The sequence below is a fragment of the Leptotrichia sp. oral taxon 215 str. W9775 genome, from assembly GCF_000469505.1.
Classification (GTDB): Bacteria; Fusobacteriota; Fusobacteriia; order Fusobacteriales; family Leptotrichiaceae; genus Leptotrichia_A.
The window spans coordinates 83,618-108,416 of record NZ_KI272838.1 but is presented as its reverse complement, the minus strand read 5'-3'; the positions used below and the strand labels follow the sequence as shown (position 1 = coordinate 108,416).

The following is a 24,799-nucleotide window of genomic DNA, read 5'->3' as shown; positions in this document are numbered from 1 at the left end:
TTAATGAATGACTGTTTTATATGAGTAAAATTTTGATAAATGAATAACTATTATTTTTTTGCTTGATATTGTTAATTTTTAATGCAGCTGATTAAATCCTTCCCCAAAAACTTTCGAAGTTTCTGTAACTGTTACGAAGGCACGTGGATCATTTTCCTTTAAAAATTTTCTTAGTGCAATAAACTGCCTTCTGTCAAGTATAACAAGAAGAATATCTCTTTCTGCCCCTGAATATCCTCCGACTGCTTTAAGGATTGTACATCCTCTGTCAAAGTCCTTCAGAATGTAGTTTATAACAAGGTCTTTCTGTGATGTTATTACCATAACCTGTTTACTTGAGTAAAATCCGTCAATCAATTTGTCAGTTAAAAAACCTGAAAAATAGACACTCAATAAACCTACAAGCGCCAATTCAATACCGAAGGAAAACATGGCAAGAATTGTAACAGTGGCGTCTACCATAAAATTAGACATTCCGTATCCTATGTGGAAATATTTCTGGATAATTCTTCCAATTATTGAAGTTCCTCCAGTCGAAGCTTCAAACATATAAAGCATCGCAGTTCCGACAGCCGCAAAAACACTACCGAATATAGTTGCTAATATTAAGTCATCTGTAAAAGCCTGATTAGGAGCAAATTTTTCAAATATTCCTAAAAAAAGTGATAAAAGTATAGTCGCATAAATGCTCTTAATTCCAAATTGGCCACTTATCATTACAAATGCCATGGAAAATAATATGACGTTACCAATTGTAACAACAATACTGCTGGGTATATTAAACATGTGGGTCATAATCAGGGCAAACCCTGTAATTCCTCCACTGGCTATTTTATTCGGGAAAAAGAAAAATTGCAGCCCGACTGATAATATGAATACACCAAGTGTAATAACCGCATATTCTTTTATAGTTTTTATAATGTTGTATTTCATTTTCTTTTCAAATCTCCTATTTCTATAAAATTATTCTGCTCTATTATAATGATTTGTGTTATTGATGTCAAGATAAATTTCTTTTAATTATAACTTTGGTAAAAAATATTATGGGAAAAGTATAAAAAAAATGAATAGGAAATATTGGAAAAATAATTGAAATTATTGATAAAATTGTGATAGAATGATATAATTTTATTAACATATCAATATATTTTTTTTATTCATATTAAAAATATTTATCAACTGAAAATAGAAAAAATAAGAAGGAGGATTTTGAAATGAGTCAAAAAGACAAAATTGTAATTTCTGAAGGTCTGACATTTGATGATGTATTGTTAATTCCTCAGGCATCTGAAGTATTACCTCACGAAGTGTCACTAAAAACAAAGGTTACAGAAAAACTGGAACTGAATATCCCTATTATGAGTGCGGCTATGGATACGGTAACTGAAGCTGTTCTTGCCATAGCAATAGCAAGGGAAGGTGGAATAGGTTTTATTCATAAGAATATGACTATTGAAAGACAGGCTGAGGAAGTTCAAAAGGTAAAAAGATATGAAAGCGGTATGATTACTAATCCGATAACTTTAAGGGAAGATGCAATATTGCAGGAAGCAAATAATCTGATGAAGGAATACAAAATTTCAGGATTGCCTATTGTGGATGGAGAAGGTAGTTTAAAGGGAATTATTACCAACAGAGATTTAAAGTACAGAGAAGACTTATCAGTAAAAGTTACAGATATAATGACAAAGGAAAATCTTGTAACAGCACCTGTAGGAACTACTCTTGAAGAAGCAAAATCAATTCTTCTTGAACATAGAATAGAAAAACTTCCAATTGTAGAGGGGAATAAACTGAAAGGTTTAATTACAATAAAGGATATTGATAACATAATAAATTATCCTAACGCATGTAAAGATTCTCATGGAAGATTGAGAGTTGGAGCGGCTGTAGGAATCGGAAGTGATACAATTAAAAGAATACAGGCTCTTATAGATGCCGGAGTTGACATAATAACAGTGGATTCAGCTCACGGACATTCAAGAGGAGTGGTAGAAAGAATAAGGGAAATAAGAAAAACATTCCCTGATCTTGACCTGATTGGTGGAAATATAGTTACGAAAGAAGCTGCACTTGCACTTATAGATGCAGGAGTAAATGCAGTAAAAGTAGGGGTTGGACCTGGGTCAATCTGTACTACGAGAGTTGTTGCAGGAGTTGGAGTTCCACAAATTACTGCTGTAATGGAAGTGGCAGATGTATGTAAGGAAAAAGGCGTAGGAGTAATAGCCGATGGTGGAATAAAACTTTCAGGGGATATTGTGAAGGCAATAGCGGCAGGAGCAGATTGCGTAATGCTTGGAGGAATTCTGGCAGGTACTCAGGAAGCACCTGGAGAAGAAATTCTTTATAACGGAAGAAAATACAAAACATATGCAGGAATGGGATCACTTGCTGCAATGAAGAGAGGAAGCAGCGACAGATACTTCCAGCTTGAATCTGCAACAGAGAAATTAGTTCCTGAAGGAATAGAATCAATGGTTCCATTTAAAGGGGCATTGAAGGATACAGTATATCAAATGTGCGGTGGATTAAGATCTGGAATGGGATATTGCGGAACACCTACAATTAAAGAGTTAAAAGAAAATGGAAAATTTGTAAGAATAACAAATGCAGGATTGAAGGAAAGCCATCCACATGATGTTATAATAACAAAAGAAGCTCCGAATTATAACTCTACAAAATAATTGAAAAAAATGTTATAATAATAAAAAAATTATTATAAATGAGGCGATATATGAAAAAAATATTATTTTTATGTGCATTAATGTTGAGCATAAACAGTTTTCTATATTCATATGAAGACTATTACCAGAAAGTTTATACTGTGAAAATCTCAAAGGCTGAAATCTATAAGGCTGTTAATGCAACTTCACAACAGCAGAAACAGCTTTCAAAAGTGTTTGACAGATATCAGAAAAGAGCAGAAGGTGTAAACGGAATGCTTAAAAAGTATGAAACGAAAAAAGAAAAATTATCAGAAATAGAAAGCAAAAGATATGAAGAAATAGCAAAAATTTTATCATATGACCAGCTTTTACTGTATAATGACTATATAAACAGTAAAAAAATCGAATTTGAAGAAAAAAATGATAAAATCAAAAACTTGCTGGATAATTTAGAATTAAAGAATGAGCAGAAGGCAGATATTTTGAAATATGACAGGGATTTTAAGAGGGAAGTTAGAAAACTTAAGGAAAAATTCATGTCTGAAGAAGATTTTTCAAAAGAATTCGAAAGACTTAGAGCAGAAAGAAACGAAAAAATTAGAAGTGTTCTTACAGAGGAACAGAAAAAAGCAGTAGATAATTTTTAATTAATATAAAATTGTATTTTCTTTTTTTAAGAAATACAGTTTTATAAGAAAAATCAAATGTTTAAATTGATGAAAAAAATAACTTTAAAAATTTTTAAATTTTACTATTGAAATAAGTAGAAATAAAGGTATAATATATGAAGATAAATATAGGAGGCGATGTAAATGGCAAAAATGAAAGCGGCTAGATGGCACAACAGAAATGATGTAAGGGTTGAAGAACTGGAAATACCTCAACCAAAAGCAAATCAAATTAAGATTGAAGTGAAATACTGCGGAATCTGTGGAAGTGATTTGCATGAATATTTGGGAGGACCTATTTTTATTCCGGTAGATAAACCACATCCATATACAGGAGAAAAAGCCCCTTTAGTTATGGGACACGAATTTTCAGGAGAAGTTGTAGAAGTTGGTCCTGAAATAACTAAATTTAAAGTTGGAGATAGAGTTACTGTAGAACCAATCCACGCAAAAGACGGATTAAAAGGGAAATACAACTTAGATCCTAACTTAAACTTCATAGGATTAGCTGGTGGAGGAGGAGGATTCTCTGAATACGTTGTTGTAAATGAGGATCAGGCTCACAAATTACCAGAAAATGTAGATTTTGAACAAGGAGCTTTAACAGAACCGGCAGCAGTTGGATTATATGCTGTAAGACAAAGTAGAATAAAAGCCGGGGATACAGCAGCAGTATTTGGTTGCGGTCCTATAGGATTATTGGTTATAGATGCATTAAGAGCGGCAGGGGCATCAAGAATATATGCAGTAGAATTATCACCTGAACGTCAAGCAAAAGCAAAAGAATTAGGAGCAATAATAGTAGATCCTGCAAAAGAAGATGCTGTAGAATCAATTAGAAAACAAACTAATGGAGGAGTTAACGTATCATTTGAAGTAACAGGAGTTCCAGTAGTACTTCCACAATCTCTTGAAGTTGCAGAAAAAGGAGGAGAACTTGTAGTTGTAAGTATTTGGGAAAAACCTGCAACAATTCATCCAAATGAAATAGTAATTCAGGAAAAAACAATGAAAGGAGTTATTGCTTACCGTGATGTATTCCCTAAAGTTCTTGAATTAATGGGACAAGGATACTTCTCTAAAGATCTTCTTGTAACTAAAAGAATTAAATTAGATGATATAGTTGAAGAAGGATTTGAAGCTCTTGTAAAAGAAAAAAGTCAAGTTAAGATTTTAGTATCGCCTAAATAGTCAAATAAAAGTTAAATAGAAATTATTTTATGGAACATATGCTTAATTCAATATAGACGAGTTTATTGGATAAGTATATGTTCTTTTTATATTGAAACTGGTAAAATGGAAAACTGTTAATTTGCTCATAAAAAACTGCACCTCTAATCTTGTATCAAAGATTTTGGGTGCAGTATAACAGTACAATTTCTAAATTTATTTTTTTATATCTCCACGATTAGTAACAAGTTCATATCCTATGGAGGACATTCTCTGATTGAGACAGCTTCTACACTGTGCAGATTCATCTCCTGTACATATTTTATTATCATAGAGTGCATATTTTTTTCTGACTGAAACAGGGGACAAATTTGGCATAACAACATTTGCTCCTGCATCAATTCCCATTTCACGTCCACGCGGATGAATAGTTCCGAGGGCAGTAGTAGATGGAATGAGCAAGTTTGGCTTAATCAATCTTAAAAGTGAAAGAAGAAAAAGAGTTTCTGACAATTCACCCTGTTTTTTATCTGCAAAAATTGTGGAATGCTGTGGAATAAAAGGTCCGATACCACACATTTCAGGCTGAAATTCCTGTATGAAGTATAAATCTTCAGCAAGAGTATGGTAAGTCTGCCCAGGAGAACCCACCATAAATCCGCATCCCACCTGATATCCTATTTCCTTGAGATATCCTAGACATTCCCTACGTTTATCAAATGAAAGTTCCTTAGGATGTAAAATATTATAATGCTCCCTGTCTGCTGTTTCATGACGGAGGAGATATCTGTCTGCTCCTGCATCAAAAAAAGCTTTATAGGATTCTTTTGTTCTTTCACCGATGGATATTGTAATAGCACAGTCAGGATAATTTTTCCGGATGGATTTTATTATATCTACCATCCTCTCATCAGTAAAATAGGGATCTTCCCCACCCTGCAGTACAAAAGTACGAAATCCCAGCCTATAACCTTCTTCGCAGCAGGAAAGGATGTCTTCCTTAGTAAGACGATATCTTTCAACTTCGTGATTTGAGCTTTGAATACCACAGTAATGGCAATTATTTTTACAATAATTTGTAAATTCTATAAGTCCTCTTGTGTAGACTCCGTTTCCATAAATTTTTTTTCTCCATTTAACAGCCAGTTCCTGTGCAAATTTTTCATCCTCTTCTGTACGGTTTTTTAAAACTTCCTCATATTCAGAAAGACTTAATCGATGTTCCGTATCAAGACGGGAAATAAGCTCCCTTATTCTGCTGTTATTATTTGTAGATGAGTTTTCCCTGTCCATAATATTTAACCTCCTAATATAGTCTAATACTAGTATATCTTATTTTTTTAAAAAGTAAATAGTAGAAAAAAGTCAATATTTATTTGTTCTTCAAAGTTTTAATATATAGAATTTATAAAAATCTTTGGTTAAAAATAGAAAATTAATTAAAATTTTTATAACGAAGAAATTAACTCAATTTTATTTTTAAGATTTTTTTCAACAATAATTCTATTAAGTTTTTCAGTTAGTTTTTCACTATGAAAAGGCTTGAAATAAGGCTTTATAAATTTATTTATTTCCATGGATGCAGTTATTGACCCCTTATTTTCTGATAAAAGTTCCAAATGTTCTAAAAGAGTGGACTTTATTTCAAGAAAATCAGGAATAGATGAAATTTTTCCCTGCTGAATAAGTTCCCTTATTTGAGAAATAATCCATGGATTTCCAACAATTCCACGTGCAAGCATGGTTCCATCCAAGTTTGAATTTTTTATTTTCTGAATTATATCATGCGGTTCAAATAAATCACCATTTCCGATAAAATCAGTGTTTCTTGGAAGAGAAGAAAGCTGACTGACAATGTCCCAGTTGGCACTTCCACCATAAATTTGTTCCTGTGTACGCCCATGAACACAGATGAAATCAAGGTTATATTTATTTGCAAGATTTAAATAGAATTCGGGATTAGAAAAATCTTTATATCCTATACGTATTTTTATTGAAATTTTTGTACTGTCTGATAAAGTATTTTTCAATCTGTATAAAATTTTCTCAACAAATTCAGTATTGGGAAGCAGTGCAGAACCTGAGCCATTTTTTATAATTTTTGGCTGGGGACATCCCATATTAAGATTGATTTTTTTAAAGCCCATTTTTTCAAGCTTCTGAAATGAAAATACAATTTCTTCTTCGTCACTTCCGAAAACCTGTGTTCCTGTATTTTGGAAATTATCACATTTCAAAAGTTCTTTTTCTGTGGTTTTATCATTGGCGGCAAGAAGATGTGCATTTACCATTTCAGTAAAAAGAAAATCAGGATTAAATTTTTCCAGTATTTTTCTAAAGGAATAGTCGGTAATTCCTGCCATTGGTGCAACATATATTTTCATAAAAGTTTTTCTCCTTTAATTTTACAATTACAGCTTATAGTAATGCAGCCATTATTATATCATGTTTAAAGGGAATTACAACAACAAATTGATTTCAAAGTTAAAACAAACAGAAAAGGATGTAATTGTAGAATATACTTTCATCAAGTAAAATAATAAACATTAGGAGGGATAAAAATGAAAAAGTTATTAACAATATTTATGTTATCAATGTTACTTGTGGTATCTTGTACAACAGCAAGTGATGGAACAACAAAAGTAAGTAAGACAGGAGTAGGTGCCGGAATAGGAGCTGCGGCAGGTGCTGTATTAGGACAGGTAATAGGAAAAGATACAAAAGGAACAGTTATAGGAACAGCTGGAGGGGCAGCAGTAGGAGCAGTTATAGGAAATATCTTTGACAGACAGGAGAAAGAGTTGAAGACTAAATTAAAAGGTTCAGGTGTAGAAGTTGAAAGAACAGGGCAAGGGGAAATAAAACTTGTAGCTCCTGAAAATATCACATTTGATACAAACAGCAGTATAATAAAGCCAAAATTTGAAGATCTGCTTGATAAAGTAGCTGAAGTTTTACAAAAATATCCTGATAGTGATATAATTGTTTCAGGACATACTGACAGCACTGGAAATGATTCGATAAACGAACCTCTTTCAAGAAACAGAGCTTCTTCTGTATCATCTTACTTAATCTCAAAAGGAGTAAAAAGTTCAAGAATAACTTCTGTTGGATATGGAAGCAGACAGCCAATAGCAAGTAATTCTACAGAAGCTGGAAGAGCACAAAATAGAAGAGTTGAAATAAAAGTAGTAGCTAGAGAACAGTAATAATAATAATATATCGAGACTACCCGGAAATATTTCCAGGTAGTTTTTATGTTTTAGAAGTCTAGAAAAACAAGGAATATAATAATTTATGATATATATAAATGATATAAAAAACCTATATTTTACATTAATAGTTATTTTTGATACAATAATCTAGTAAATAATTTGAAAATTCATGAAATGAAGGAGGAAAAAATGTCATTAACATTAATTTTAGTCATATTATTACTCATAATTAATATTCAAATTCTAGGACTCATAGTCGTGAAAAAATTACAATTTTCAGCCTTGAAAGTTTCCAGGAATGATTTTGAAATGGAATCAGTAATAATGAGAAAAGACTATTATTAAAATTGTTAATAATATACTCGTAATATAAAAACATGAATTGCAGTTATTCCAAAAAAATCTTAGGAAATATAAATCTTAATTATAGACTTTTTAAGGCGATTTGAAAACAGATCGCCTTTTATTTTAGAAAATATTCTGTTAAAAAATTAAGGATTAAATAAAATTAGGAGAGTGAAATCGATGACAGCAAAAGGAAAAGAAAGAAGTAACAACTTGACAAAAGGTGCGGCGAGGGCACCACATAGATCATTGTTAAAGGGATTGGGGTTTGTAAATGATGAAATGGATAAACCGATAATTGGGATTGCGAATTCATTTAATGAAATAATACCTGGACATGTTCATTTGAAGGATCTGGTTCAATCGGTAAAAGATGGAATCAGAATGGCTGGAGGAGTTCCAATGGAATTTAATACAATTGGAATTTGTGACGGACTTGCAATGAACCATATTGGGATGAAATATTCACTGGTAACAAGAAATATAGTTGCAGATTCGATTGAAGCAGTTGCCATGGCAACTCCGTTTGATGCAATTGTATTTATGCCAAGCTGCGATAAAGTGGTACCTGGAATGTTGATTGCCGCGGCAAGATTGAATATTCCTGCAATATTTATAAGCGGGGGGGCGATGCTTGCAGGAGTCTACAAAGGTAAGAAAATAGGGTTAAGTAATGTATTTGAAGCAGTTGGTTCATATAATACCGGAAAAATTACTAAAAAGGAACTGAATTCAGTTGAAGAAATGGCGTGTCCTACATGTGGTTCATGTGCAGGAATGTATACAGCAAACACAATGAACTGTCTGACAGAAGCACTTGGAATGGGACTTCCTGGAAATGGAACTGTTCCTGCAGTATTTTCAGAAAGGGCAAGACTTGCTAAAAAAGCAGGTATGCAAATTATGGAAGTTTTAAAAGCAGATTTAAGACCAAGTGATATTTTAACAAGGGAAGCATTTGAAAATGCAGTTGCAGTAGACATGGCATTAGGTGGATCATCAAATACGGCGTTACATTTACCTGCAATAGCACATGAAGCGGGAGTTAAGCTGACTTTGGATGATTTCAATGAAATAGCTCAGAAAACACGTCAAATTTGTAAGTTATCACCTTCCGGAGAGCATTTTATAGAAGATTTATACAGAGCCGGAGGAGTTACTGGAGTTATGAAAAGAATGCTTGAAAATGGAAGATTACATGAAAATGCCAAGACGGTAGCACTTCAGACTCAAGGAGAACTGGCAAGGGAAGCGTATATTAACGATGATGATGTAATCAAGCCTTGGGACAAGCCGGCGTATCAAACTGGAGGAATTGCTGTATTAAAAGGAAATCTGGCACCGGACGGATGCGTTGTAAAAGAAGGAGCTGTTGCACCGGATATGCTGCAGCATTCAGGACCTGCGAAAGTATTTAATAGTGAAGAAGAAGCGGTAGATGCCATTGTCGGTGGAAAAATTGTAGCTGGAGATGTGGTAGTTATTAGATACGAAGGACCAAAAGGTGGACCTGGAATGAGGGAAATGTTATCACCAACAGCAATGATTGCAGGAATGGGACTTGATAAGGATGTTGCATTGATTACTGACGGAAGATTCTCAGGAGCAACAAGAGGGGCTTCAATAGGTCACGTTTCACCGGAAGCCGCTTCAGGTGGAAATATTGCAATAGTTCAGGATGGAGATATTGTTGAAATTGATATTCCAAACAGAAAAATTAATATAAAAATTTCAGATGAAGAAATTGAAGCTAGAAAAGCTAAGTTAGAACCATTTAAAATTGAAGTAAAAGGATATCTGAAAAAATATGCTATGCATGTGTCTTCTGCTGCAGAAGGTGCAATTGAAATATTAGATTAATGTGTGATGGATTTTTAAATAGGAAACTGAAAAAAGAAAAAGATGGAGAAGGTGAAAGAATTGCATAAACTTTATGATTTTATGGAGGCAAGGGAAAGATTGAATACTGTGATTACCAAGACAAAATTAATTCACAGTTCGGTTTTTTCAAAAGAAACAGGGAATGACGTTTATATTAAACCTGAAAATTTACAGAGAACAGGTTCGTTTAAGTTAAGAGGGGCCTATAACAAAATAGCAAAACTTACAGAAGAAGAAAAAAAGAAGGGGGTTATAGCTTCTTCTGCAGGAAATCATGCTCAGGGGGTGGCACTTGCCGCACAGAAACTTGGTATTAAGGCGGTCATTGTAATGCCTAAATATACACCGCTTATAAAGGTGGAAGCAACCCGTCAGTATGGTGCAGAAGTTATTCTGGCCGGAGAAGCATATGATGATGCATATAATTATGCTAAAGAATTGCAGGAAAAGGAAGGATATGTATTTATTCATCCCTTTAATGATGATGATGTTGTGGAAGGACAGGGAACTATTGCACTTGAAGTGCTGGAGGAATTGCCGGATACTGATATAATTCTTGTTCCTCTTGGAGGGGGAGGACTTATTTCCGGAATTGCACTTGCGGCAAAACTGAAAAACCCAATGATAAAGATAATTGGAGTGGAACCTGAAGGGGCGGCTTCGGCAACAGCGGCTTTAAAAAATGGGGAAGTTGTGGAACTGCCTGAAGTAAATACAATAGCAGATGGTACAGCTGTCAGAAGAATAGGGGATTTAAACTATGATTATATAAAAAAATATGTAGATGATATAATTACAGTTTCTGACTATGAACTTATGGAATCCTTCCTTCTGTTAGTTGAAAAACATAAAATTGTTGCAGAAAATGCAGGAGTTCTTTCAGTTGCGGCACTTAGAAAAATTAATGAAAAAGGAAAGAAAATTGTTTCAATTTTAAGTGGAGGAAATATTGATGTGTTAACTATTTCTTCCATGATAAATAAAGGGCTTGTTGTTAGAGGAAGAATATTCAGATTCTCAGTTGACTTGCCGGATAAACCAGGACAGCTGGTTGCTGTATCGCAAATTCTTTCTGAAAATAATGCCAACGTTATAAGACTTGATCATAACCAGTTTAAAAATCTTAACAGATTTCATGATGTGGAACTGCAGGTAACAGTTGAAACAAACGGTGAAGAACATATTCAGAAAATAATAGAGGAATTTAATAAGAAGGGATATGTTGTTAAAAGACTGAATTCTCAGGAAATAGAATAAAGAATGAAAGAAGAAAGGCGGTTGGAAAATGAGCAGTGAAATGATTAATGGAGCCAGAGTAGTACTGGAATGTCTGCACAGACTAGGTGTAGAGGATATATTTGGATATCCGGGAGGTGCAGTAATACCTATTTATGATGAAATTTACAAATTTGACAAAATAAAACATTATTTTGCAAGACATGAGCAAGGGGCCGCCCATGAGGCTGACGGATATGCAAGGGTATCCGGGAAAGTAGGAGTATGCCTTGCCACTTCAGGGCCGGGAGCAACAAATCTTGTTACGGGAATAATGACGGCACACATGGATTCTGTTCCCGTACTTGCAATAACTGGGCAGGTAGGCAGTTCGTTATTGGGAAAAGATGCATTTCAGGAAAGTGACATAGTGGGAATAACACTACCTATTACAAAAATGAATTATCTCGTACAGAATATAGAGGACTTGCCAAGAATTCTGAAGGAAGCTTACTATATTGCTTCAACAGGTAGACCAGGACCGGTTCTCGTTGATATTCCTAGAGATGTTCAATTACAGAAAATAACATATCAGGACTTTGAAAAATTATATGAAAAAGAATTTAGACTGGAAGGGTATGATCCTACATATAAGGGGCATCCAGGCCAGATAAAAAGGGCTGTAAGGTTAATAAAGGAATCTAAAAAGCCTTTAATTATAGCAGGAGCAGGAATTTTAAAATCAAAGGCATCAGGATGCCTGAAGGAATTTGCTGAAAGGATAGATGCTCCTGTAACAATGACATTACTTGGACTTGGAGGATTTCCAGGAAATCATGAACTGTCATTAGGAATGCTTGGAATGCATGGAACAGTTTATGCAAACTATGCAACAGATGAAGCAGATCTTATAATTGCGGCAGGAATAAGATTTGATGACAGGATTACAGGAAATCCTGATAAATTCTGTCCAAAAGCAAAAATATTACATATAGACATTGATCCTGCTGAAATAGAAAAAAATAAAAAGGTAGATGTGCCAATAGTAGGAGATCTGAAAAATGTTTTAACTGAACTGAATAAGGAACTGACACAGTTAAAACATGATGAATGGCTGGAAAAAGTTAAAGTCTGGAAAAAGGAATATCCTCTTGTTTATAGAAAAGTGGGAGATGACAAACTTATTCCTCAGGAAGTTCTTTCAGAACTGGATAATATCCTTAAGGGAGACGGAATAGTTGTAACAGATGTTGGACAGCATCAGATGTGGACAGCACAGTACATGACTTATACAAACCCTGATTCGATTGTGACATCAGGAGGAGCTGGAACTATGGGATTTGGACTTCCTGCGGCAATAGGTGCCCAGGTGGCAAAGCCTGATAGAAAAGTAGTGCTTGTTGTGGGTGATGGAGGATTCCAGATGACATTCCAGGAACTTATGATGATAAAACAGTATAATCTTCCGGTAAAAGTACTGCTTATAAATAACTCATTCCTTGGAATGGTAAGACAGTGGCAGGAAATATTCAATGACAGGAGATATTCATTTGTTAATCTTGACTATAATCCTGATTTTATAAAAATTGGTGAAGCATACGGAATTAAGTCGGTAACATTGAGAACAAAGGAAGACTTGAAAAATAAACTTAAAGGGCTTATAGAGAGTGATGAGGGAGTATTGATAAACTGCATAGTTGAAAAGGAAGAAAATGTATATCCGATGATACCGGCAGGAACAAGTGTAGCTCAGATGGTAGGTAAGAGAGGGGTGCTTGAAAATGAATAAGGAACACGAAATTCTTATAATTGCAAAAAATACTAACGGAATAGTTGCCAGAATAATGTCATTATTTAACAGAAGAGGATATTTTGTAAATAAAATGACAGCGGGAGTTACAAATAAACCTGGATATGCAAGACTGACACTTACTGTAGACGGAGATTCAAAATCGCTTGACCAGATACAGAAACAGGTGTATAAAATAGTTGATGTAGTAAAAGTGAAAGTATTTCCTTCAGAAGGTGTAATAAGAAGGGAACTTATGCTTATAAAGGTGAAATCTGACAGTGAAACAAGGGCACAGATTGTTCAGATAGCTGATATTTATAGAGGAAAGGTACTTGACGTATCTCCAACTTCCCTAATAATAGAACTTACAGGAGATGTGCAGAAACTGAGGGGATTTGTGGAAATAATGAGAAATTATGGAATACTGGAAATGGCAAAAACAGGAGTCACTGCAATGAGCAGAGGGGAAAAAATGTAATATTTTTTAAAATAAAAAGTATATAAAGGAGATACTGAAATGAGTATAAGTCAGCATTGGGAAAAAGAAAAATATGAGAAAAATGCACGCTTTGTTTCTGATTATGGTGAAGAACTGATAGAATGGCTAAATCCTCAAAAAAATGAATATATATTGGATTTGGGCTGTGGAGACGGAGTATTGACTAAAAAAATTAGTGAATACGGATGCAAAGTCTTAGGGTTGGATGGAAGTCAGAAATTTATTGAAGCAGCTGGAAAATTGGGAATAGATGCAGTACAAGGCGATGCACAGAATATGAATTTTGAAAATGAATTTGATGCAATTTTTTCCAATGCGGCATTACATTGGATGACTGATTACGATGGAGTGCTAAAAAGTGTGTCCAAAGCTTTAAAGAAAAGTGGACGCTTTGTAGTTGAAATGGGCTGCAAGGGGAATGTGGAAACAATAGAAAATGCAATTTTTGAAATTGCAGAGAAACACAATTTAAAAGCTAAAAAATGCTGGTTTTTTCCAACTCCGGAAGAAGAAAAGGAATTACTTGAAAGATATGGACTGAAAGTAAAAAGAATGACAAGTTTTTCGCGTCCAACCTTACTTCCTACTGGAATAAAAGGATGGCTACAAACCTTTTCTGCACCTGCTTTTGTGAATATTCCAAAAGAGATGCACGAGAAATTGATTGATGAAATAGCTGAAAAAGTAGAAAATGAACTTGAAAAAAATGAAAATGGACAAATACTGGCGGATTATGTCAGATTGAGATTTGAGGCTGTGAAGGAATAGAGAATCTTTATTTTGAGAGGAAGATGAATTTGAAAACAATAGGGCTAATAGGAGGAATGAGCTGGGAAAGTACAGCAACTTATTATAAAATAATAAATGAAACTGTGAAAGAAAAACTTGGTGGACTTCATTCGGCTAAATGTATATTATATAGTGTGGATTTCCAGGAAATAGAAGAATGTCAGGCAAATGGCAACTGGGAAAAAAGTGGAGAAATCTTGGGAGAAGCTGCATATAATTTGGAAAAAGCGGGAGCAGATTTCATAGTTATCTGCACAAATACAATGCACAAGGTTGTTAACCAAATTAAAGAAAAAATCTCCATTCCAATATTGCATATTGCTGAAATGACAGCAGAGAAAATATTAGAAAAAGGATTAAAAAATATAGCATTGCTTGGAACAAAATATACGATGGAACAGGATTTTTACAAATCAAAACTTATTGAAAAGGGTATAAATGTTATAATTCCTGATAAGAATGACATAGAAACTATAAATGAAGTAATATATGACGAACTTTGTCTTGGAACCATAAATTTTAATTCAAAAAAAAAATTTTTAGAAATTGTTGATAAGCTAAGAAGTAAAGGAGCAGAAGGTATAATATTAGGATGTACTGAAATAGGGCTTCTTATAAAAAATGAAGATACTGATGTTCCATTATTTGATACAGCGATTATTCATGCAGAGCAGGCGGCAATGTATTCTATAAAATAAAAATAAAATGAAGAGTATTACCTAATAAGGAGGAGACAATGAAAAAACATATTAAAATATTCGATACAACTCTGCGGGATGGAGAACAGACACCACGTGTGAACCTTAACGCACAGGAAAAATTGAGAATTGCAAAACAGCTTGAAAGTCTGGGAGTAGACATAATTGAAGCTGGATTTGCTGTAGCGTCACCTGGAGATTTTGAAGCGGTTAAAATGATTGCGGAAAATGTTAAAAATTCTACAGTCTGCAGTTTAGCCCGTGCAGTGAAAAAGGATATTGAAACAGCAGGAAAGGCTTTAAAGGGTGCGGCAAAACCTAGAATTCATACATTTATTGCAACTTCGCCTATTCATAGGGAATTTAAGTTGAAAATGACAAAAGAGCAGATTGTGGAAAGAGCAAGAGAAATGGTTGCTTATGCTAAGACATTTGTAGAGGATGTTGAGTTTTCTTCAGAAGATGCGACTAGAACAGAAAAAGAATTTTTGGTAGAGGTGTATGAAACAGCTATAAAAGCTGGAGCAACTACATTGAATGTACCTGATACTGTAGGTTACAGAACTCCAAATGAAATGTTTGAACTTATAACTTATTTGAGAAAAAATGTAAAAGGAATTGAAAATGTTGATATTTCTGTGCATTGTCACGATGATTTGGGACTTTCTGTAGCAAATTCAGTTGCGGCAATTCAAGCTGGGGCAACTCAAATTGAATGTACAATTAACGGACTTGGAGAAAGAGCTGGAAATACTTCGCTTGAAGAAATTGCAATGATTTTGAAAACAAGAAAAGATTTATTTGAAGAATATTACACAAATATTGATTCAAAACAAATTTATCCGACAAGTAAATTAGTAAGTCTTTTGACAGGGGTTACAACACAGCCAAATAAGGCAATCGTTGGAGCAAATGCTTTTGCACATGAGTCAGGAATCCATCAGCACGGAGTTTTAGCAAATCCTGAAACTTACGAAATTATGAGTCCTGAATCTGTAGGAAGAAATCCAGATAGCTTGGTACTTGGAAAACATTCAGGAAAACACGCTTTTATACAAAAGTTGGAATCTTTAGGATTTGATCATGTTGGAAGTGACAGGGTAGAGCAATTATTTTCACAGTTTAAAACATTAGCAGACAAGAAAAAATATGTTTTAGATGAGGATATTATTGCATTAGTTGCTGGAGATGCGGCAAAAATTGAAGGAAGAATAAAATTAGAGCACTTTGAAATTTCAAGACAGGAAGGTAAAAAACCAAAAGCTACAGTTACAATTGACTTAGATGGAGAAAAATTGGTCAAAGAAGCACTTGGAGATGGACCAGTTGATGCAGCTTACAATGCAGTAAATTTAGCAGTGAATGACACTTTTGTCTTAGAAGAATATAAATTGGAAGCAATTACAGGGGATACAGATGCACAAGCGCAAGTTGTTGTTATAATTGAAAAAGATGGGAACAGATTTATCGGTAGAGGACAAAGTACAGATGTGGTTGAGGCTAGTATTAAGGCTTATATTAATGGGATAAATAGACTTTATAATAAATAGTTTTCTTTTGAAGAGGTGAGAAATTATGCCTAAATTGGTTATAAATGATAAATCAGGTAAAAAAAATACTTCAATGAATTTTTTTCTGGATGATAAAGTTATAAAATTTAAAGAAAATAAAAAAGAAATTGAAAATGTAGATTATGGAGAACATACAATTAAAGTACGAACTTTGTATTTTAAAAGTTCTAAACAAAAAATAAATATTGAAAAAGAAGTTACAGAAATTGAAATAAAACAAAATTATAGGGTATATTTACTTTTTGTATGTTTAGTTATAATTTCATTACTTGGAGTTTTCTTGAAAATAAAACTAAAAATAGAAGCTAGTAAAGGTTTTTTATATATGATTTTATTTGTTATAGTGATGAATCTATATTTTGTTTTTGGAAATCCTTTAGTTTTGAAAGTAAAAGAGTAAATAAAAAAATATTGATTTATATAGGGTAGTTTTAAATACAAACTAGCAATTTTTAGACGATGAATACTCAATTGACCAATTTTTCAGACAAATGACTCCTGATACAGGAATGAAATCTGACAGGGGACTTGATTTTAATAAGGAAGTTGTTGCTAAGGCTCTTGCTGCCACTATTGATGAAGTATACAAGAGAACAGGTAAAAAATCTATAATTATTAGTCATTCTCAAGGAGGATCTCCAGGTTGGTTAGCACCTGTTTATACCAAAAATATAAAAGCAATAGTTGCAATTGAACCTGGTGGACCTGCAGCAGAAAATAGTATAGAATACAAAGAATTATTGGCACAAAAAATACCTATAGCATTTTATTTTGGTGATTACATTGAAAATGGAGATCCTAAAATTTTATCAACTCCAATTTGGCAGGAAAGATTGGAAAAATGTAAAAATTTTGTAAAAAATTACAATGATGAAGGCGGAAATTCAGTTTTATTTGAACTTCCAAAAGAAGGTATTTTTGGGAATAATCATTTTATATTTCAGAATTTAAATAATGATATTGTGGCTGATCATGTAGAAAAATGGATTAGAGGACTATAAAAAATTGAATAAATAGACTTTACAGCAATTAAAAAAAGAGGGGGATTTTGATGGAGGTTTCAAATAACTATATTAATGAAGTGAAAGAAATACTTAAAAATGCTAGACAAAAAGCATATACTGCTATAAATTCGGCTATGGTGGAAGCATATTGGGAAATTGGAAGAAGAATTGTAGAAGAAGAACAGCGAGGAAAAGAAAGAGCTGAATACGGGAAAGAAATTATCAAAAATTTATCAAAAGAATTGACAGAAGAATTTGGAAAAGGTTTTGGAGAAAGAAATATTCGGAATATTAGACAGTTTTATGTACTATTTTCAGATTATGAAAAATGGAAATCACTGATTTCCAAATTAACTTGGACACACATTCAGAAAGTTTTAAGAGTTTCCAATGAGAAGGCTAGAATATTTTATTTGACGGAAGCAGCAGAAAATATGTGGTCTGTAAGAACTTTGGATAGGAATATATCTACACTCTACTATGATCGTATTGTTGCAAGTATTGATAAAAAAATTGTCGAAAATGAAATGAAAGAGAAGACAAAAAAACTACAAGCAAAAGAATTTATAAAAAATCCAGTAGTTTTGGAGTTTCTAGATTTACCAACAAATATGTCTTATACAGAAAATGAATTAGAAAAAGCATTAACAGACGATATTCAAAAATTTATGATGGAACTTGGAAAAGGTTTTGCATTTGTGGAAAGGCAACAGCATATTCGTACAGAAAATTCAGATTTTTATATCGATTTGGTATTTTATAACTATATTTTGAAATGTTTTGTTATAGTAGAGTTAAAAACAGGAAAATTAACACATCAGGATATTGGACAACTTGATATGTACGTAAGAATGTATGATGACTTAAAAAAACAGAAAAATGATAATCCAACAATAGGACTTCTTCTTTGTACGGATACAGATAGAACTATTATAAAGTATTCAGTTTTGAATGATAATAAAAATCTTTTTGCAAGTAAATATATAAATTATCTGCCTAGTGAAGAGGAATTAATAAATGAAATAGAAAGGCAGAAAGTACTGTTTAAAATAAATAGTAAAGAGGAGGTTTCAAAATGAAAACAGTAATTTTCTCACACCCATGGGATGGAAGTTTTAATAAGGCAATTTTAGACCAAGTAATGAAAAAGCTAGATGAAACAAAAGAAAAATACACAGTTATTGATTTAAATAAAGATGGATTCAATCCTGTGATGACTGAAAAAGATTTGGAGTTGTATTCGCAAGGAAAAAGTGCTGATCTTTTGGTTCTGAAATATCAGGAAATTTTGAAAAATACAGATGAATTAATATTGATTTTTCCGATTTGGTGGATGTCGTTACCTGCGATATTAAAAGGATTTTTGGATAAAGTTATGTTGAGAGGATTTGCTTATGAAAGTGGGAAATATGGAATAAAAGGACTTTTACCAATAAAATCGGCTAAAATGATTACAACAGCTGAAGCACCAAAGTTTTTGTTAAATATAATGGGATTTGGAATGACGATGAGAAAGGCGAATCTTGGTGGAGTCGGAATAAAAAACACAAAATGGATTCATTATAGTTTGAGAGCAAAAGGAAAAGATGAAGACAGGAAGAAATTTCTTGAAAAAGTTGGGAAATTTGTGAGTAATTAACAAGGAAAGAAGTAACAGTCTTAAAATTGAAAAAATATGAAAAATATGTTTATTCATTTACTGGAATTTTACTTATACAAAACGGTCATTCATAAAAAAAGTCAAAATTCACCTGAAAAATTAGGTTGTTGACTTTTTCTAAATTCATTTTCTGTTTTGAATTGTGAAATTATAAATATTTTATAAATGTAGTTTTTACAGTATTTTTTAATTTTTGAGGCAGTATCATCGGAAGGTTTACATTATGAAAAAGAAAAATTTGATTTTTGAAATTCTTAAATAGTTAAATAGATGGAGAATAAAAATGAAAAAAGGATTTTTTTGGTTATTCTACTTGTTGTTTTTAACATTTTTTGATATTGTTTTGGTGATTATAAGGTTTAATAATAGCATTTATGATTTTTTAATAAGTTTGAATATAAAAAATGAATGGATTTTAGGAAAATTATTTTTGCTAGTGGAGGTTATTTTTATTATAATTTGTTTGACCTTCGCTTATTTAATTTCAAAGATAAAAGTCAGTAAAAAAAGTTTGTTAATCCCACCATTAGTTATAGTGGTGATAAAAGTAATAATATTTTTTTGTATATTTAGATTTTTTACGTTGAGTCCTGAATCAGAAGATGCAGGAGCAGGAGGATTTCTTTTATATCTTATATTCTTCGGCTTTGGAGTTTATATAGGAATGATAAATTTATATTTTTATTTGGGATTATTATTCAATTTATTTAGAAGGAGAAAAAATGAAAGGGAAAAGTTGGATTCTTAAAATGATATATGTTTTTTTAGGATTAATTGCATTATTTCTGGTGTATTCGCATTATGAATACAGACATATAAAAATAAGGACAATTGAAATACAGTCAAAAGATATACCGGAAGAATTTAATGGGAAGAGAATATTATTTGTTGCAGATTTTCAATATGATACAATGTCAAGATATAATAGAAAACAGCAGAAAAAGGCGATTGAGCTGATTAATGCACAAAAGAAGGATATGGTACTGCTGGGGGGAGATTATGCAACTTGGGAGAAAAATATTCCTAAGTTTTATGAAGATGCTAAAGATATAAAGATTCCTGAACTTGGAGTATATGCGATTTACGGGAATCATGAATATCCAGGAGAAGAAGAAACAGCTGAAAATATGAAAAAGCTTGGCTTTAATCTTTTAGTAAATGAAAATAGAAAAATAACAATTAACAATGAAAGTATATATATTGCAGGAGTGACAGACTTATGGCATGGAAATCCTGATGCGGAAAAGGCACTTGAAGGTATAGAAAAAGAGGATTTTGTATTGTTTTTAACTCATAATCCTGAATATTTTGAAGATATGACAGAGGCTGAGAAAGAAAAAACTGATATGATTCTGGCAGGACATAGCCATGCCGGTCAGATTACTTTTTTTGGAAAAATTATTGTATCAGCGGTAAAAAATAAAGAGAAATATGGATATGGAATGAAAAATTATGGTGGTCATAAACTATACATTACTTCAGGGATTGGAGGAGCTGCCCTGGAGATGTTTATCAGGTTTTTTGCACAGCCTGAGATTGTAATTTTTGAGTTAAAAAGAATTTAAAACTTCCAGGAAATAAAAAAGGTGGAAAAAATGGGAATAAAAAATTTAGAAATAAGAAATGCAAAATACAATATAAAGGAATTGAAGAAAAATTATTTAAAAGGGAAAAAGCAGAAATTTCTTTTTTTCTGGGGACATCAGCCATCAAAAGATGGGAGCATAATAAAAACATGTTTCAGCCAATGGTGGAAATCAGTTTTCATTGAAAATGGCAGAAAATATTGCTGTATGGAACAGTATATGATGGCAAAAAAAGCTGAATTATTTGAAGATAATGAAATTTTAGAAGAAATAATGGAAACGGCAGATCCTAAAAAAATAAAAGCTTTAGGAAGAAAAGTTAAAAACTTTAATGAGAAAAAATGGAATGAAGTAAAATATTCGATTGTATTTGCCGGAAATCTACTGAAATTTTCTCAGGATGAAAAGATGAAAGACTTTCTGCTTTCAACTAAAAATGATATAATAGTGGAAGCAAGTCCTTATGATAAAATCTGGGGAATTGGTATGTCTGCAGATGATGAATTTGTGGAAAATCCTACAAGGTGGAAAGGTGAAAATCTTTTAGGATTTGCATTAATGGAAGTAAGAGATGAATTATCCAAGTAAAAAAGTAAGGATGTAGAAGTAATGGAAAAAATTTTAATAACAGGTGCGAGTTCAGGAATTGGAAAAGAATTAGCAAGAAATCTGGCAGGCAGAAGCAGGAAAATGTATCTGCTGGCAAGGTCTGAAGACAAACTGAATTTACTGAAAAAAGAACTGGAAGAAAAAAATTCTTTACTCGAATGTACATGCATAAAATATGATTTAAATGATATTGAACAATTGGAAAAAATTACTGAAAACTGTGATGTGGATTTAGTGATTAACTGTGCAGGTATAGGTAAAATTACTGATTTTCTGAAACTAAGTGATGAAGAAGATTTGAATACAATAAATGTGAATTTCATTTCTCCGTTAATTTTGACTAAAAAATTTTCAGAAAAATTTTTACAGGCGGGAAAAGGAACAATATTAAATGTCTGTTCAACTGCCGCCTTATATCAGCATCCGTATATGGCAATATATAGTTCAGTAAAATCTGCCCTGCTGCATTATTCTCTGGCACTGGATGAAGAATTGTCGCATAAAAATAAAAATGTGAGGGTTCTGTCAGTTTGTCCAGGTCCAACAGCAAGTAACTTTTTTGATAAGGATACACAGGAAAAATTTGGAAATTCACAAAAATTTATGATGACTTCAGAATGTGCTGCTAAAGAAATTATAAAAATGATTGAAAAGAAAAAGAGATTTTCCATAATTGGATTTAGAAATAAACTGTCTATGTTTTTAATAAATTTATTACCAGTTTCATTGCAGTTAAAACTGGCAGGATTAATTTTAAAAAAGGTGATTAAATGATAGCTCTGATGAGAGTGTAAAAATTTACTTTAGATTTTAAGTTGAAAAGGATATAATTAAATTGAAAAATGTAAAATATAAAGAGAGAAGGAAAGTAAAATGAACGGAGAAAATAAAAAAAGCAAAGAAAACAGAAAAAGGGAAGAAAATAAGAAATCTATTATTACTTCAGTTTTTGCAGTAATAATTCTTATTGGAGTTTTTTTAATATATAGTTCATATTCAAAAATGCTACGTCTTCAGGCAGAATTAAAGCTACAGGAAGCAAAGGAAAAAATAAAAAAGATAGAAGAAAATGAGCAGAAACAGGCAGAAACACAGCAAAATCTGCAGAAGGATATTCAAAAAGTTGAAGAAACAGTTGCCAATGCTGTGACTCAGCAAACAAATTATGAAGAGGAACTGATGAAAAGAATGTCTTCTGTAAAGGACACTGATTTTGAAGGAAGTACGGCAGAAATGGCAGAACAGGCAGAAAAAGCCCGTAAAGCATGGGATGATGAACTAAATAAAGTTTATAAGCTTCTGATGTCAGAACTTTCAGGTGAACAGAAAGCAAAACTTCAAAACAGTGAGAGGGAATGGATAAAAAATATAGAAAAAGAAATAGAAAAAATGCTTGACGAAGAATGTGGTCTTGATGAAAAAGGAAAAAGAATGACTTGCGGAACAGTGGTTGTTCCAATTGAAGCGGGAACAAGAATGGAAAGAACAAAGGAAAGAGCAATACAGCTTGCAAAAATGTATGACGAAATTCATAAGAAATAGAATTAGAAAATAAATAGTTGTATATTTTTGAAAATGTAAATTAAGAGGTAAAAAATGATAAATAGAAAAATCATATTATCAGTTTTTATAACTTTAGCAGTATTTTTTACAATATGCCTGATATATGCACACTATGAATATAAACAGATAAAGGTAAAAGCGATAGAAATTGCTTCAAAAGATATTCCGGAGAAATTTGACAGAAAGAAGATTTATACGACTTCAGGTGTTGGCGGTGGAGCCTTTGAAATGTTTATAAGATTTTTCGCACAGCCTGAAATTGAGGTACTGAAATTGAGGAAAGTTAAGTAAAGATTTGGAAGAGGTGTGATATGGAAGATAAAGAATTAAAGAAGTTGGCAAAAGAGATTTTTGAAAAAATAAAAAAAAAGTATTATGAAACAGCAAAAGAAATGATAGTTGCAAATGCTTCAGTCAATACTTCAAAGGAAATAAAAATAACAGACAGTAAAATTGAAGGAATTCCATATATTCCAAAAGGGAGTAAAATTCCAACAAATTCAGAAGGGAAACAGTTTATGTTTCTTGCACAGATAAATTGTGCTGACTTAAAAGGTCTAGAAAATTTTCCAAAAGAAGGAATTTTGCAATTTTGGGTTTTGGGAGATGACTTGATGGGATTAGATTTTGACAACAGTACAAATCGGAATGGTTTTGATGTAATTTATTATGAGAAAATTGAAGATTACTATTTGGAAGATGAGTTTAAGAAAATGTATAATCCTTACAAATATGACCCGGCATGGGATTTTTTGATAGCACATCATCCTTGTAAAATGGAATTTTCTTTGGGAAAGCAAAAAGAGAATTTAGACTATGATTTTTTAGATATTTTATTTGAAAAAGTATGGGAAGAAGAAAATTTTAAATTTGATGAAAAAGATAAATTGTCTGAAGAAGTGGAAGAAATTTATGGATATGAATTTTATGAAGAAAATATTGGCACAAAATGTAATGGATTTCCATTTTTCACACAATCTGAACCAAGAAAGGGTGAGGAAATGAATGAATACGATACTTTATTATTTCAAATTAATAGTGGAAAAGAAATAATGATTGGAGATTGTGGAGTGATGAATTTCTTTATTAATCGTGAAAAATTAAAAAATAGGGACTTTTCAGATGTTTTCTACAATTGGGACTGCTATTAATTTTATGAGAATAGAAAGTTGGGAAAATGGATATAGAAACTATAAATTATGAGTATTTTTTAGATTTATTAGTGAGAATGACGCATCATTCGAATGCCATTGAAGGAAATACATTAACACTAAATGAAACAGCTACAATTATTTTAGATAATACAATACCGGGAAGTAAAAGTGTACGTGAAGTTTTTGAAGTTTTAAATCATAAGAAAGCAATTGATTATATTATAAGTGAACTTGAAAATGAGAAAAAATTAGATATTTATATGATTAAAAATATAAATACGGAAATTTTAGACAGATTAAACGATAATGCGGGAAATTTAAAAAATAGCAGTAATGCAATAATTGGTGCAAATTTTGAAACTTCTACGCCAAGTCAGGTACCGATTCTTACCAAAAATTGGATTGAAAATTTAAATTATCGGAAAAATACTGATGAAAAGTTGTTGGAAATACTAAATTCTCATGTAGAGTTTGAAAGAATACATCCTTTTAGTGATGGAAATGGTCGGACAGGAAGATTAATTATGCTATATTTGTGTTTTCAGGAGAAAGTAAGTCCATTTGTGATTGAAAAAAGTGACAGGGCTTTGTATATGACTTATCTGAGGGAACAAAATGTAGATATTATTTTTGAAAGGATAAAAGAATTACAGGAATTTGAGGAAAATAGACTGAAACAATTTTAAAAAATATAGAAAACTTGTAGAAAGA

Annotated in this window: 27 protein-coding genes; 24 read left to right on the top strand and 3 right to left on the bottom strand. The window is 32.3% G+C overall.

The window, feature by feature from the left end; all coding sequences use genetic code 11:
• Positions 1-78: 78 nt before the first annotated feature.
• Positions 79-933 carry a YitT family protein gene (locus HMPREF1984_RS04205; RefSeq protein ID WP_021766663.1) on the bottom strand — a complete coding sequence of 285 codons (855 nt, stop codon included), beginning with the start codon at positions 931-933 and terminating at the stop codon, positions 79-81.
• A 281-nt stretch (positions 934-1,214) separates the two neighbouring features.
• Between HMPREF1984_RS04205 and guaB the strand changes: the two genes are divergently transcribed.
• The 3 genes from guaB (at position 1,215) to HMPREF1984_RS04190 (ending at position 4,528) form a co-directional block, all read left to right on the top strand.
• The gene (gene guaB / locus HMPREF1984_RS04200) at positions 1,215-2,687 is read left to right on the top strand and encodes an IMP dehydrogenase (RefSeq protein ID WP_021766661.1); all 1,473 of its coding nucleotides are present in this window, start codon (positions 1,215-1,217) and stop codon (positions 2,685-2,687) included.
• Between the two features lie 50 nt (positions 2,688-2,737).
• Positions 2,738-3,316, top strand: coding sequence for a hypothetical protein (locus tag HMPREF1984_RS04195; RefSeq protein ID WP_021766660.1), 579 nt, complete (start codon positions 2,738-2,740; stop codon positions 3,314-3,316).
• A 165-nt stretch (positions 3,317-3,481) separates the two neighbouring features.
• The gene (locus tag HMPREF1984_RS04190; RefSeq protein WP_021766659.1) at positions 3,482-4,528 is read left to right on the top strand and encodes a 2,3-butanediol dehydrogenase; all 1,047 of its coding nucleotides are present in this window, start codon (positions 3,482-3,484) and stop codon (positions 4,526-4,528) included.
• 195 nt (positions 4,529-4,723) lie between these two features.
• Here the strand turns inward: HMPREF1984_RS04190 and hydE are convergent, their stop codons facing one another.
• Positions 4,724-5,800, bottom strand: a complete 1,077-nt coding sequence (gene hydE / locus HMPREF1984_RS04185) for a [FeFe] hydrogenase H-cluster radical SAM maturase HydE (RefSeq protein WP_021766658.1) — start codon at positions 5,798-5,800, stop codon at positions 4,724-4,726.
• A 155-nt stretch (positions 5,801-5,955) separates the two neighbouring features.
• On the bottom strand, positions 5,956-6,891 hold the full coding sequence (locus tag HMPREF1984_RS04180) for a tRNA-dihydrouridine synthase family protein (RefSeq protein ID WP_021766657.1): 936 nt from the start codon (positions 6,889-6,891) through the stop codon (positions 5,956-5,958).
• Between the two features lie 177 nt (positions 6,892-7,068).
• On the opposite strand from HMPREF1984_RS04180, the gene HMPREF1984_RS04175 reads away from it, so the two are divergent.
• The 21 genes from HMPREF1984_RS04175 to HMPREF1984_RS04080 all read left to right on the top strand — a co-directional run bounded on the left by HMPREF1984_RS04175 (position 7,069) and on the right by HMPREF1984_RS04080 (position 24,774).
• Positions 7,069-7,716: an OmpA family protein gene (locus HMPREF1984_RS04175; protein ID WP_021766656.1), complete on the top strand. Its 648-nt coding sequence runs from the start codon at positions 7,069-7,071 to the stop codon at positions 7,714-7,716.
• A gap of 195 nt (positions 7,717-7,911) precedes the next feature.
• Complete coding sequence (locus tag HMPREF1984_RS11310; protein ID WP_156894242.1) at positions 7,912-8,067, top strand: hypothetical protein; 156 nt, start codon at positions 7,912-7,914, stop codon at positions 8,065-8,067.
• 180 nt (positions 8,068-8,247) lie between these two features.
• A complete protein-coding gene (ilvD, locus tag HMPREF1984_RS04170; protein ID WP_021766654.1) occupies positions 8,248-9,927 on the top strand; it encodes a dihydroxy-acid dehydratase in 1,680 nt (559 codons plus the stop codon).
• A gap of 60 nt (positions 9,928-9,987) precedes the next feature.
• A complete protein-coding gene (gene ilvA, locus HMPREF1984_RS04165; protein WP_036099741.1) occupies positions 9,988-11,205 on the top strand; it encodes a threonine ammonia-lyase in 1,218 nt (405 codons plus the stop codon).
• Positions 11,206-11,233: 28 nt separating this feature from the next.
• Entirely contained in the window at positions 11,234-12,952 is a 1,719-nt protein-coding gene (gene ilvB, locus HMPREF1984_RS04160) for a biosynthetic-type acetolactate synthase large subunit (RefSeq protein ID WP_021766652.1), read from the top strand.
• The gene (ilvN, locus tag HMPREF1984_RS04155; protein WP_021766651.1) at positions 12,945-13,433 is read left to right on the top strand and encodes an acetolactate synthase small subunit; all 489 of its coding nucleotides are present in this window, start codon (positions 12,945-12,947) and stop codon (positions 13,431-13,433) included. Before ilvB ends, ilvN begins: the two co-directional genes overlap by 8 nt.
• A 39-nt stretch (positions 13,434-13,472) precedes the next feature.
• The gene (locus HMPREF1984_RS04150) at positions 13,473-14,222 is read left to right on the top strand and encodes a class I SAM-dependent methyltransferase (RefSeq protein WP_021766650.1); all 750 of its coding nucleotides are present in this window, start codon (positions 13,473-13,475) and stop codon (positions 14,220-14,222) included.
• Between the two features lie 29 nt (positions 14,223-14,251).
• A complete protein-coding gene (locus HMPREF1984_RS04145) occupies positions 14,252-14,941 on the top strand; it encodes an aspartate/glutamate racemase family protein (RefSeq protein WP_198011755.1) in 690 nt (229 codons plus the stop codon).
• Between the two features lie 38 nt (positions 14,942-14,979).
• Positions 14,980-16,491, top strand: coding sequence for a 2-isopropylmalate synthase (locus tag HMPREF1984_RS04140; protein WP_021766648.1), 1,512 nt, complete (start codon positions 14,980-14,982; stop codon positions 16,489-16,491).
• Positions 16,492-16,516: 25 nt separating this feature from the next.
• Complete coding sequence (locus tag HMPREF1984_RS04135; RefSeq protein WP_021766647.1) at positions 16,517-16,912, top strand: hypothetical protein; 396 nt, start codon at positions 16,517-16,519, stop codon at positions 16,910-16,912.
• A gap of 109 nt (positions 16,913-17,021) precedes the next feature.
• Entirely contained in the window at positions 17,022-17,513 is a 492-nt protein-coding gene (locus HMPREF1984_RS04130; protein ID WP_198011756.1) for a hypothetical protein, read from the top strand.
• A 50-nt stretch (positions 17,514-17,563) separates the two neighbouring features.
• The gene (locus tag HMPREF1984_RS04125) at positions 17,564-18,595 is read left to right on the top strand and encodes a YhcG family protein (RefSeq protein ID WP_021766645.1); all 1,032 of its coding nucleotides are present in this window, start codon (positions 17,564-17,566) and stop codon (positions 18,593-18,595) included.
• Entirely contained in the window at positions 18,592-19,155 is a 564-nt protein-coding gene (locus HMPREF1984_RS04120) for an NAD(P)H-dependent oxidoreductase (RefSeq protein ID WP_021766644.1), read from the top strand. Before HMPREF1984_RS04125 ends, HMPREF1984_RS04120 begins: the two co-directional genes overlap by 4 nt.
• Before the next feature lie 304 nt (positions 19,156-19,459).
• Positions 19,460-19,924, top strand: a complete 465-nt coding sequence (locus HMPREF1984_RS04115; protein ID WP_021766643.1) for a hypothetical protein — start codon at positions 19,460-19,462, stop codon at positions 19,922-19,924.
• Complete coding sequence (locus HMPREF1984_RS04110; protein ID WP_021766642.1) at positions 19,899-20,741, top strand: metallophosphoesterase; 843 nt, start codon at positions 19,899-19,901, stop codon at positions 20,739-20,741. Before HMPREF1984_RS04115 ends, HMPREF1984_RS04110 begins: the two co-directional genes overlap by 26 nt.
• A gap of 30 nt (positions 20,742-20,771) precedes the next feature.
• On the top strand, positions 20,772-21,350 hold the full coding sequence (locus HMPREF1984_RS04105) for an NADAR family protein (protein WP_036099678.1): 579 nt from the start codon (positions 20,772-20,774) through the stop codon (positions 21,348-21,350).
• A 21-nt stretch (positions 21,351-21,371) separates the two neighbouring features.
• The gene (locus HMPREF1984_RS04100; protein ID WP_021766640.1) at positions 21,372-22,145 is read left to right on the top strand and encodes an SDR family oxidoreductase; all 774 of its coding nucleotides are present in this window, start codon (positions 21,372-21,374) and stop codon (positions 22,143-22,145) included.
• 99 nt (positions 22,146-22,244) lie between these two features.
• Positions 22,245-22,913, top strand: a complete 669-nt coding sequence (locus tag HMPREF1984_RS04095) for a lysozyme inhibitor LprI family protein (RefSeq protein WP_021766639.1) — start codon at positions 22,245-22,247, stop codon at positions 22,911-22,913.
• A gap of 54 nt (positions 22,914-22,967) precedes the next feature.
• On the top strand, positions 22,968-23,225 hold the full coding sequence (locus tag HMPREF1984_RS04090; RefSeq protein ID WP_021766638.1) for a hypothetical protein: 258 nt from the start codon (positions 22,968-22,970) through the stop codon (positions 23,223-23,225).
• Positions 23,226-23,245: 20 nt separating this feature from the next.
• Entirely contained in the window at positions 23,246-24,085 is an 840-nt protein-coding gene (locus HMPREF1984_RS04085) for a YwqG family protein (RefSeq protein ID WP_021766637.1), read from the top strand.
• A gap of 26 nt (positions 24,086-24,111) precedes the next feature.
• Positions 24,112-24,774: a Fic family protein gene (locus tag HMPREF1984_RS04080; protein WP_021766636.1), complete on the top strand. Its 663-nt coding sequence runs from the start codon at positions 24,112-24,114 to the stop codon at positions 24,772-24,774.
• Positions 24,775-24,799 lie beyond the last annotated feature (25 nt).

Bases quoted from the DNA above. Each gene is read 5' to 3' on its own strand.
- HMPREF1984_RS04205 (WP_021766663.1), bottom strand. From the start codon at position 933: ATGAAATACAACATTATAAAAACTATAAAAGAATATGCGGTTATTACA.
- guaB (WP_021766661.1), top strand. From the start codon at position 1,215: ATGAGTCAAAAAGACAAAATTGTAATTTCTGAAGGTCTGACATTTGAT.
- HMPREF1984_RS04195 (WP_021766660.1), top strand. From the start codon at position 2,738: ATGAAAAAAATATTATTTTTATGTGCATTAATGTTGAGCATAAACAGT.
- HMPREF1984_RS04190 (WP_021766659.1), top strand. From the start codon at position 3,482: ATGGCAAAAATGAAAGCGGCTAGATGGCACAACAGAAATGATGTAAGG.
- hydE (WP_021766658.1), bottom strand. From the start codon at position 5,800: ATGGACAGGGAAAACTCATCTACAAATAATAACAGCAGAATAAGGGAG.
- HMPREF1984_RS04180 (WP_021766657.1), bottom strand. From the start codon at position 6,891: ATGAAAATATATGTTGCACCAATGGCAGGAATTACCGACTATTCCTTT.
- HMPREF1984_RS04175 (WP_021766656.1), top strand. From the start codon at position 7,069: ATGAAAAAGTTATTAACAATATTTATGTTATCAATGTTACTTGTGGTA.
- HMPREF1984_RS11310 (WP_156894242.1), top strand. From the start codon at position 7,912: ATGTCATTAACATTAATTTTAGTCATATTATTACTCATAATTAATATT.
- ilvD (WP_021766654.1), top strand. From the start codon at position 8,248: ATGACAGCAAAAGGAAAAGAAAGAAGTAACAACTTGACAAAAGGTGCG.
- ilvB (WP_021766652.1), top strand. From the start codon at position 11,234: ATGAGCAGTGAAATGATTAATGGAGCCAGAGTAGTACTGGAATGTCTG.
- ilvN (WP_021766651.1), top strand. From the start codon at position 12,945: ATGAATAAGGAACACGAAATTCTTATAATTGCAAAAAATACTAACGGA.
- HMPREF1984_RS04150 (WP_021766650.1), top strand. From the start codon at position 13,473: ATGAGTATAAGTCAGCATTGGGAAAAAGAAAAATATGAGAAAAATGCA.
- HMPREF1984_RS04140 (WP_021766648.1), top strand. From the start codon at position 14,980: ATGAAAAAACATATTAAAATATTCGATACAACTCTGCGGGATGGAGAA.
- HMPREF1984_RS04135 (WP_021766647.1), top strand. From the start codon at position 16,517: ATGCCTAAATTGGTTATAAATGATAAATCAGGTAAAAAAAATACTTCA.
- HMPREF1984_RS04130 (WP_198011756.1), top strand. From the start codon at position 17,022: ATGAAATCTGACAGGGGACTTGATTTTAATAAGGAAGTTGTTGCTAAG.
- HMPREF1984_RS04125 (WP_021766645.1), top strand. From the start codon at position 17,564: ATGGAGGTTTCAAATAACTATATTAATGAAGTGAAAGAAATACTTAAA.
- HMPREF1984_RS04120 (WP_021766644.1), top strand. From the start codon at position 18,592: ATGAAAACAGTAATTTTCTCACACCCATGGGATGGAAGTTTTAATAAG.
- HMPREF1984_RS04115 (WP_021766643.1), top strand. From the start codon at position 19,460: ATGAAAAAAGGATTTTTTTGGTTATTCTACTTGTTGTTTTTAACATTT.
- HMPREF1984_RS04110 (WP_021766642.1), top strand. From the start codon at position 19,899: ATGAAAGGGAAAAGTTGGATTCTTAAAATGATATATGTTTTTTTAGGA.
- HMPREF1984_RS04105 (WP_036099678.1), top strand. From the start codon at position 20,772: ATGGGAATAAAAAATTTAGAAATAAGAAATGCAAAATACAATATAAAG.
- HMPREF1984_RS04100 (WP_021766640.1), top strand. From the start codon at position 21,372: ATGGAAAAAATTTTAATAACAGGTGCGAGTTCAGGAATTGGAAAAGAA.
- HMPREF1984_RS04095 (WP_021766639.1), top strand. From the start codon at position 22,245: ATGAACGGAGAAAATAAAAAAAGCAAAGAAAACAGAAAAAGGGAAGAA.
- HMPREF1984_RS04090 (WP_021766638.1), top strand. From the start codon at position 22,968: ATGATAAATAGAAAAATCATATTATCAGTTTTTATAACTTTAGCAGTA.
- HMPREF1984_RS04085 (WP_021766637.1), top strand. From the start codon at position 23,246: ATGGAAGATAAAGAATTAAAGAAGTTGGCAAAAGAGATTTTTGAAAAA.
- HMPREF1984_RS04080 (WP_021766636.1), top strand. From the start codon at position 24,112: ATGGATATAGAAACTATAAATTATGAGTATTTTTTAGATTTATTAGTG.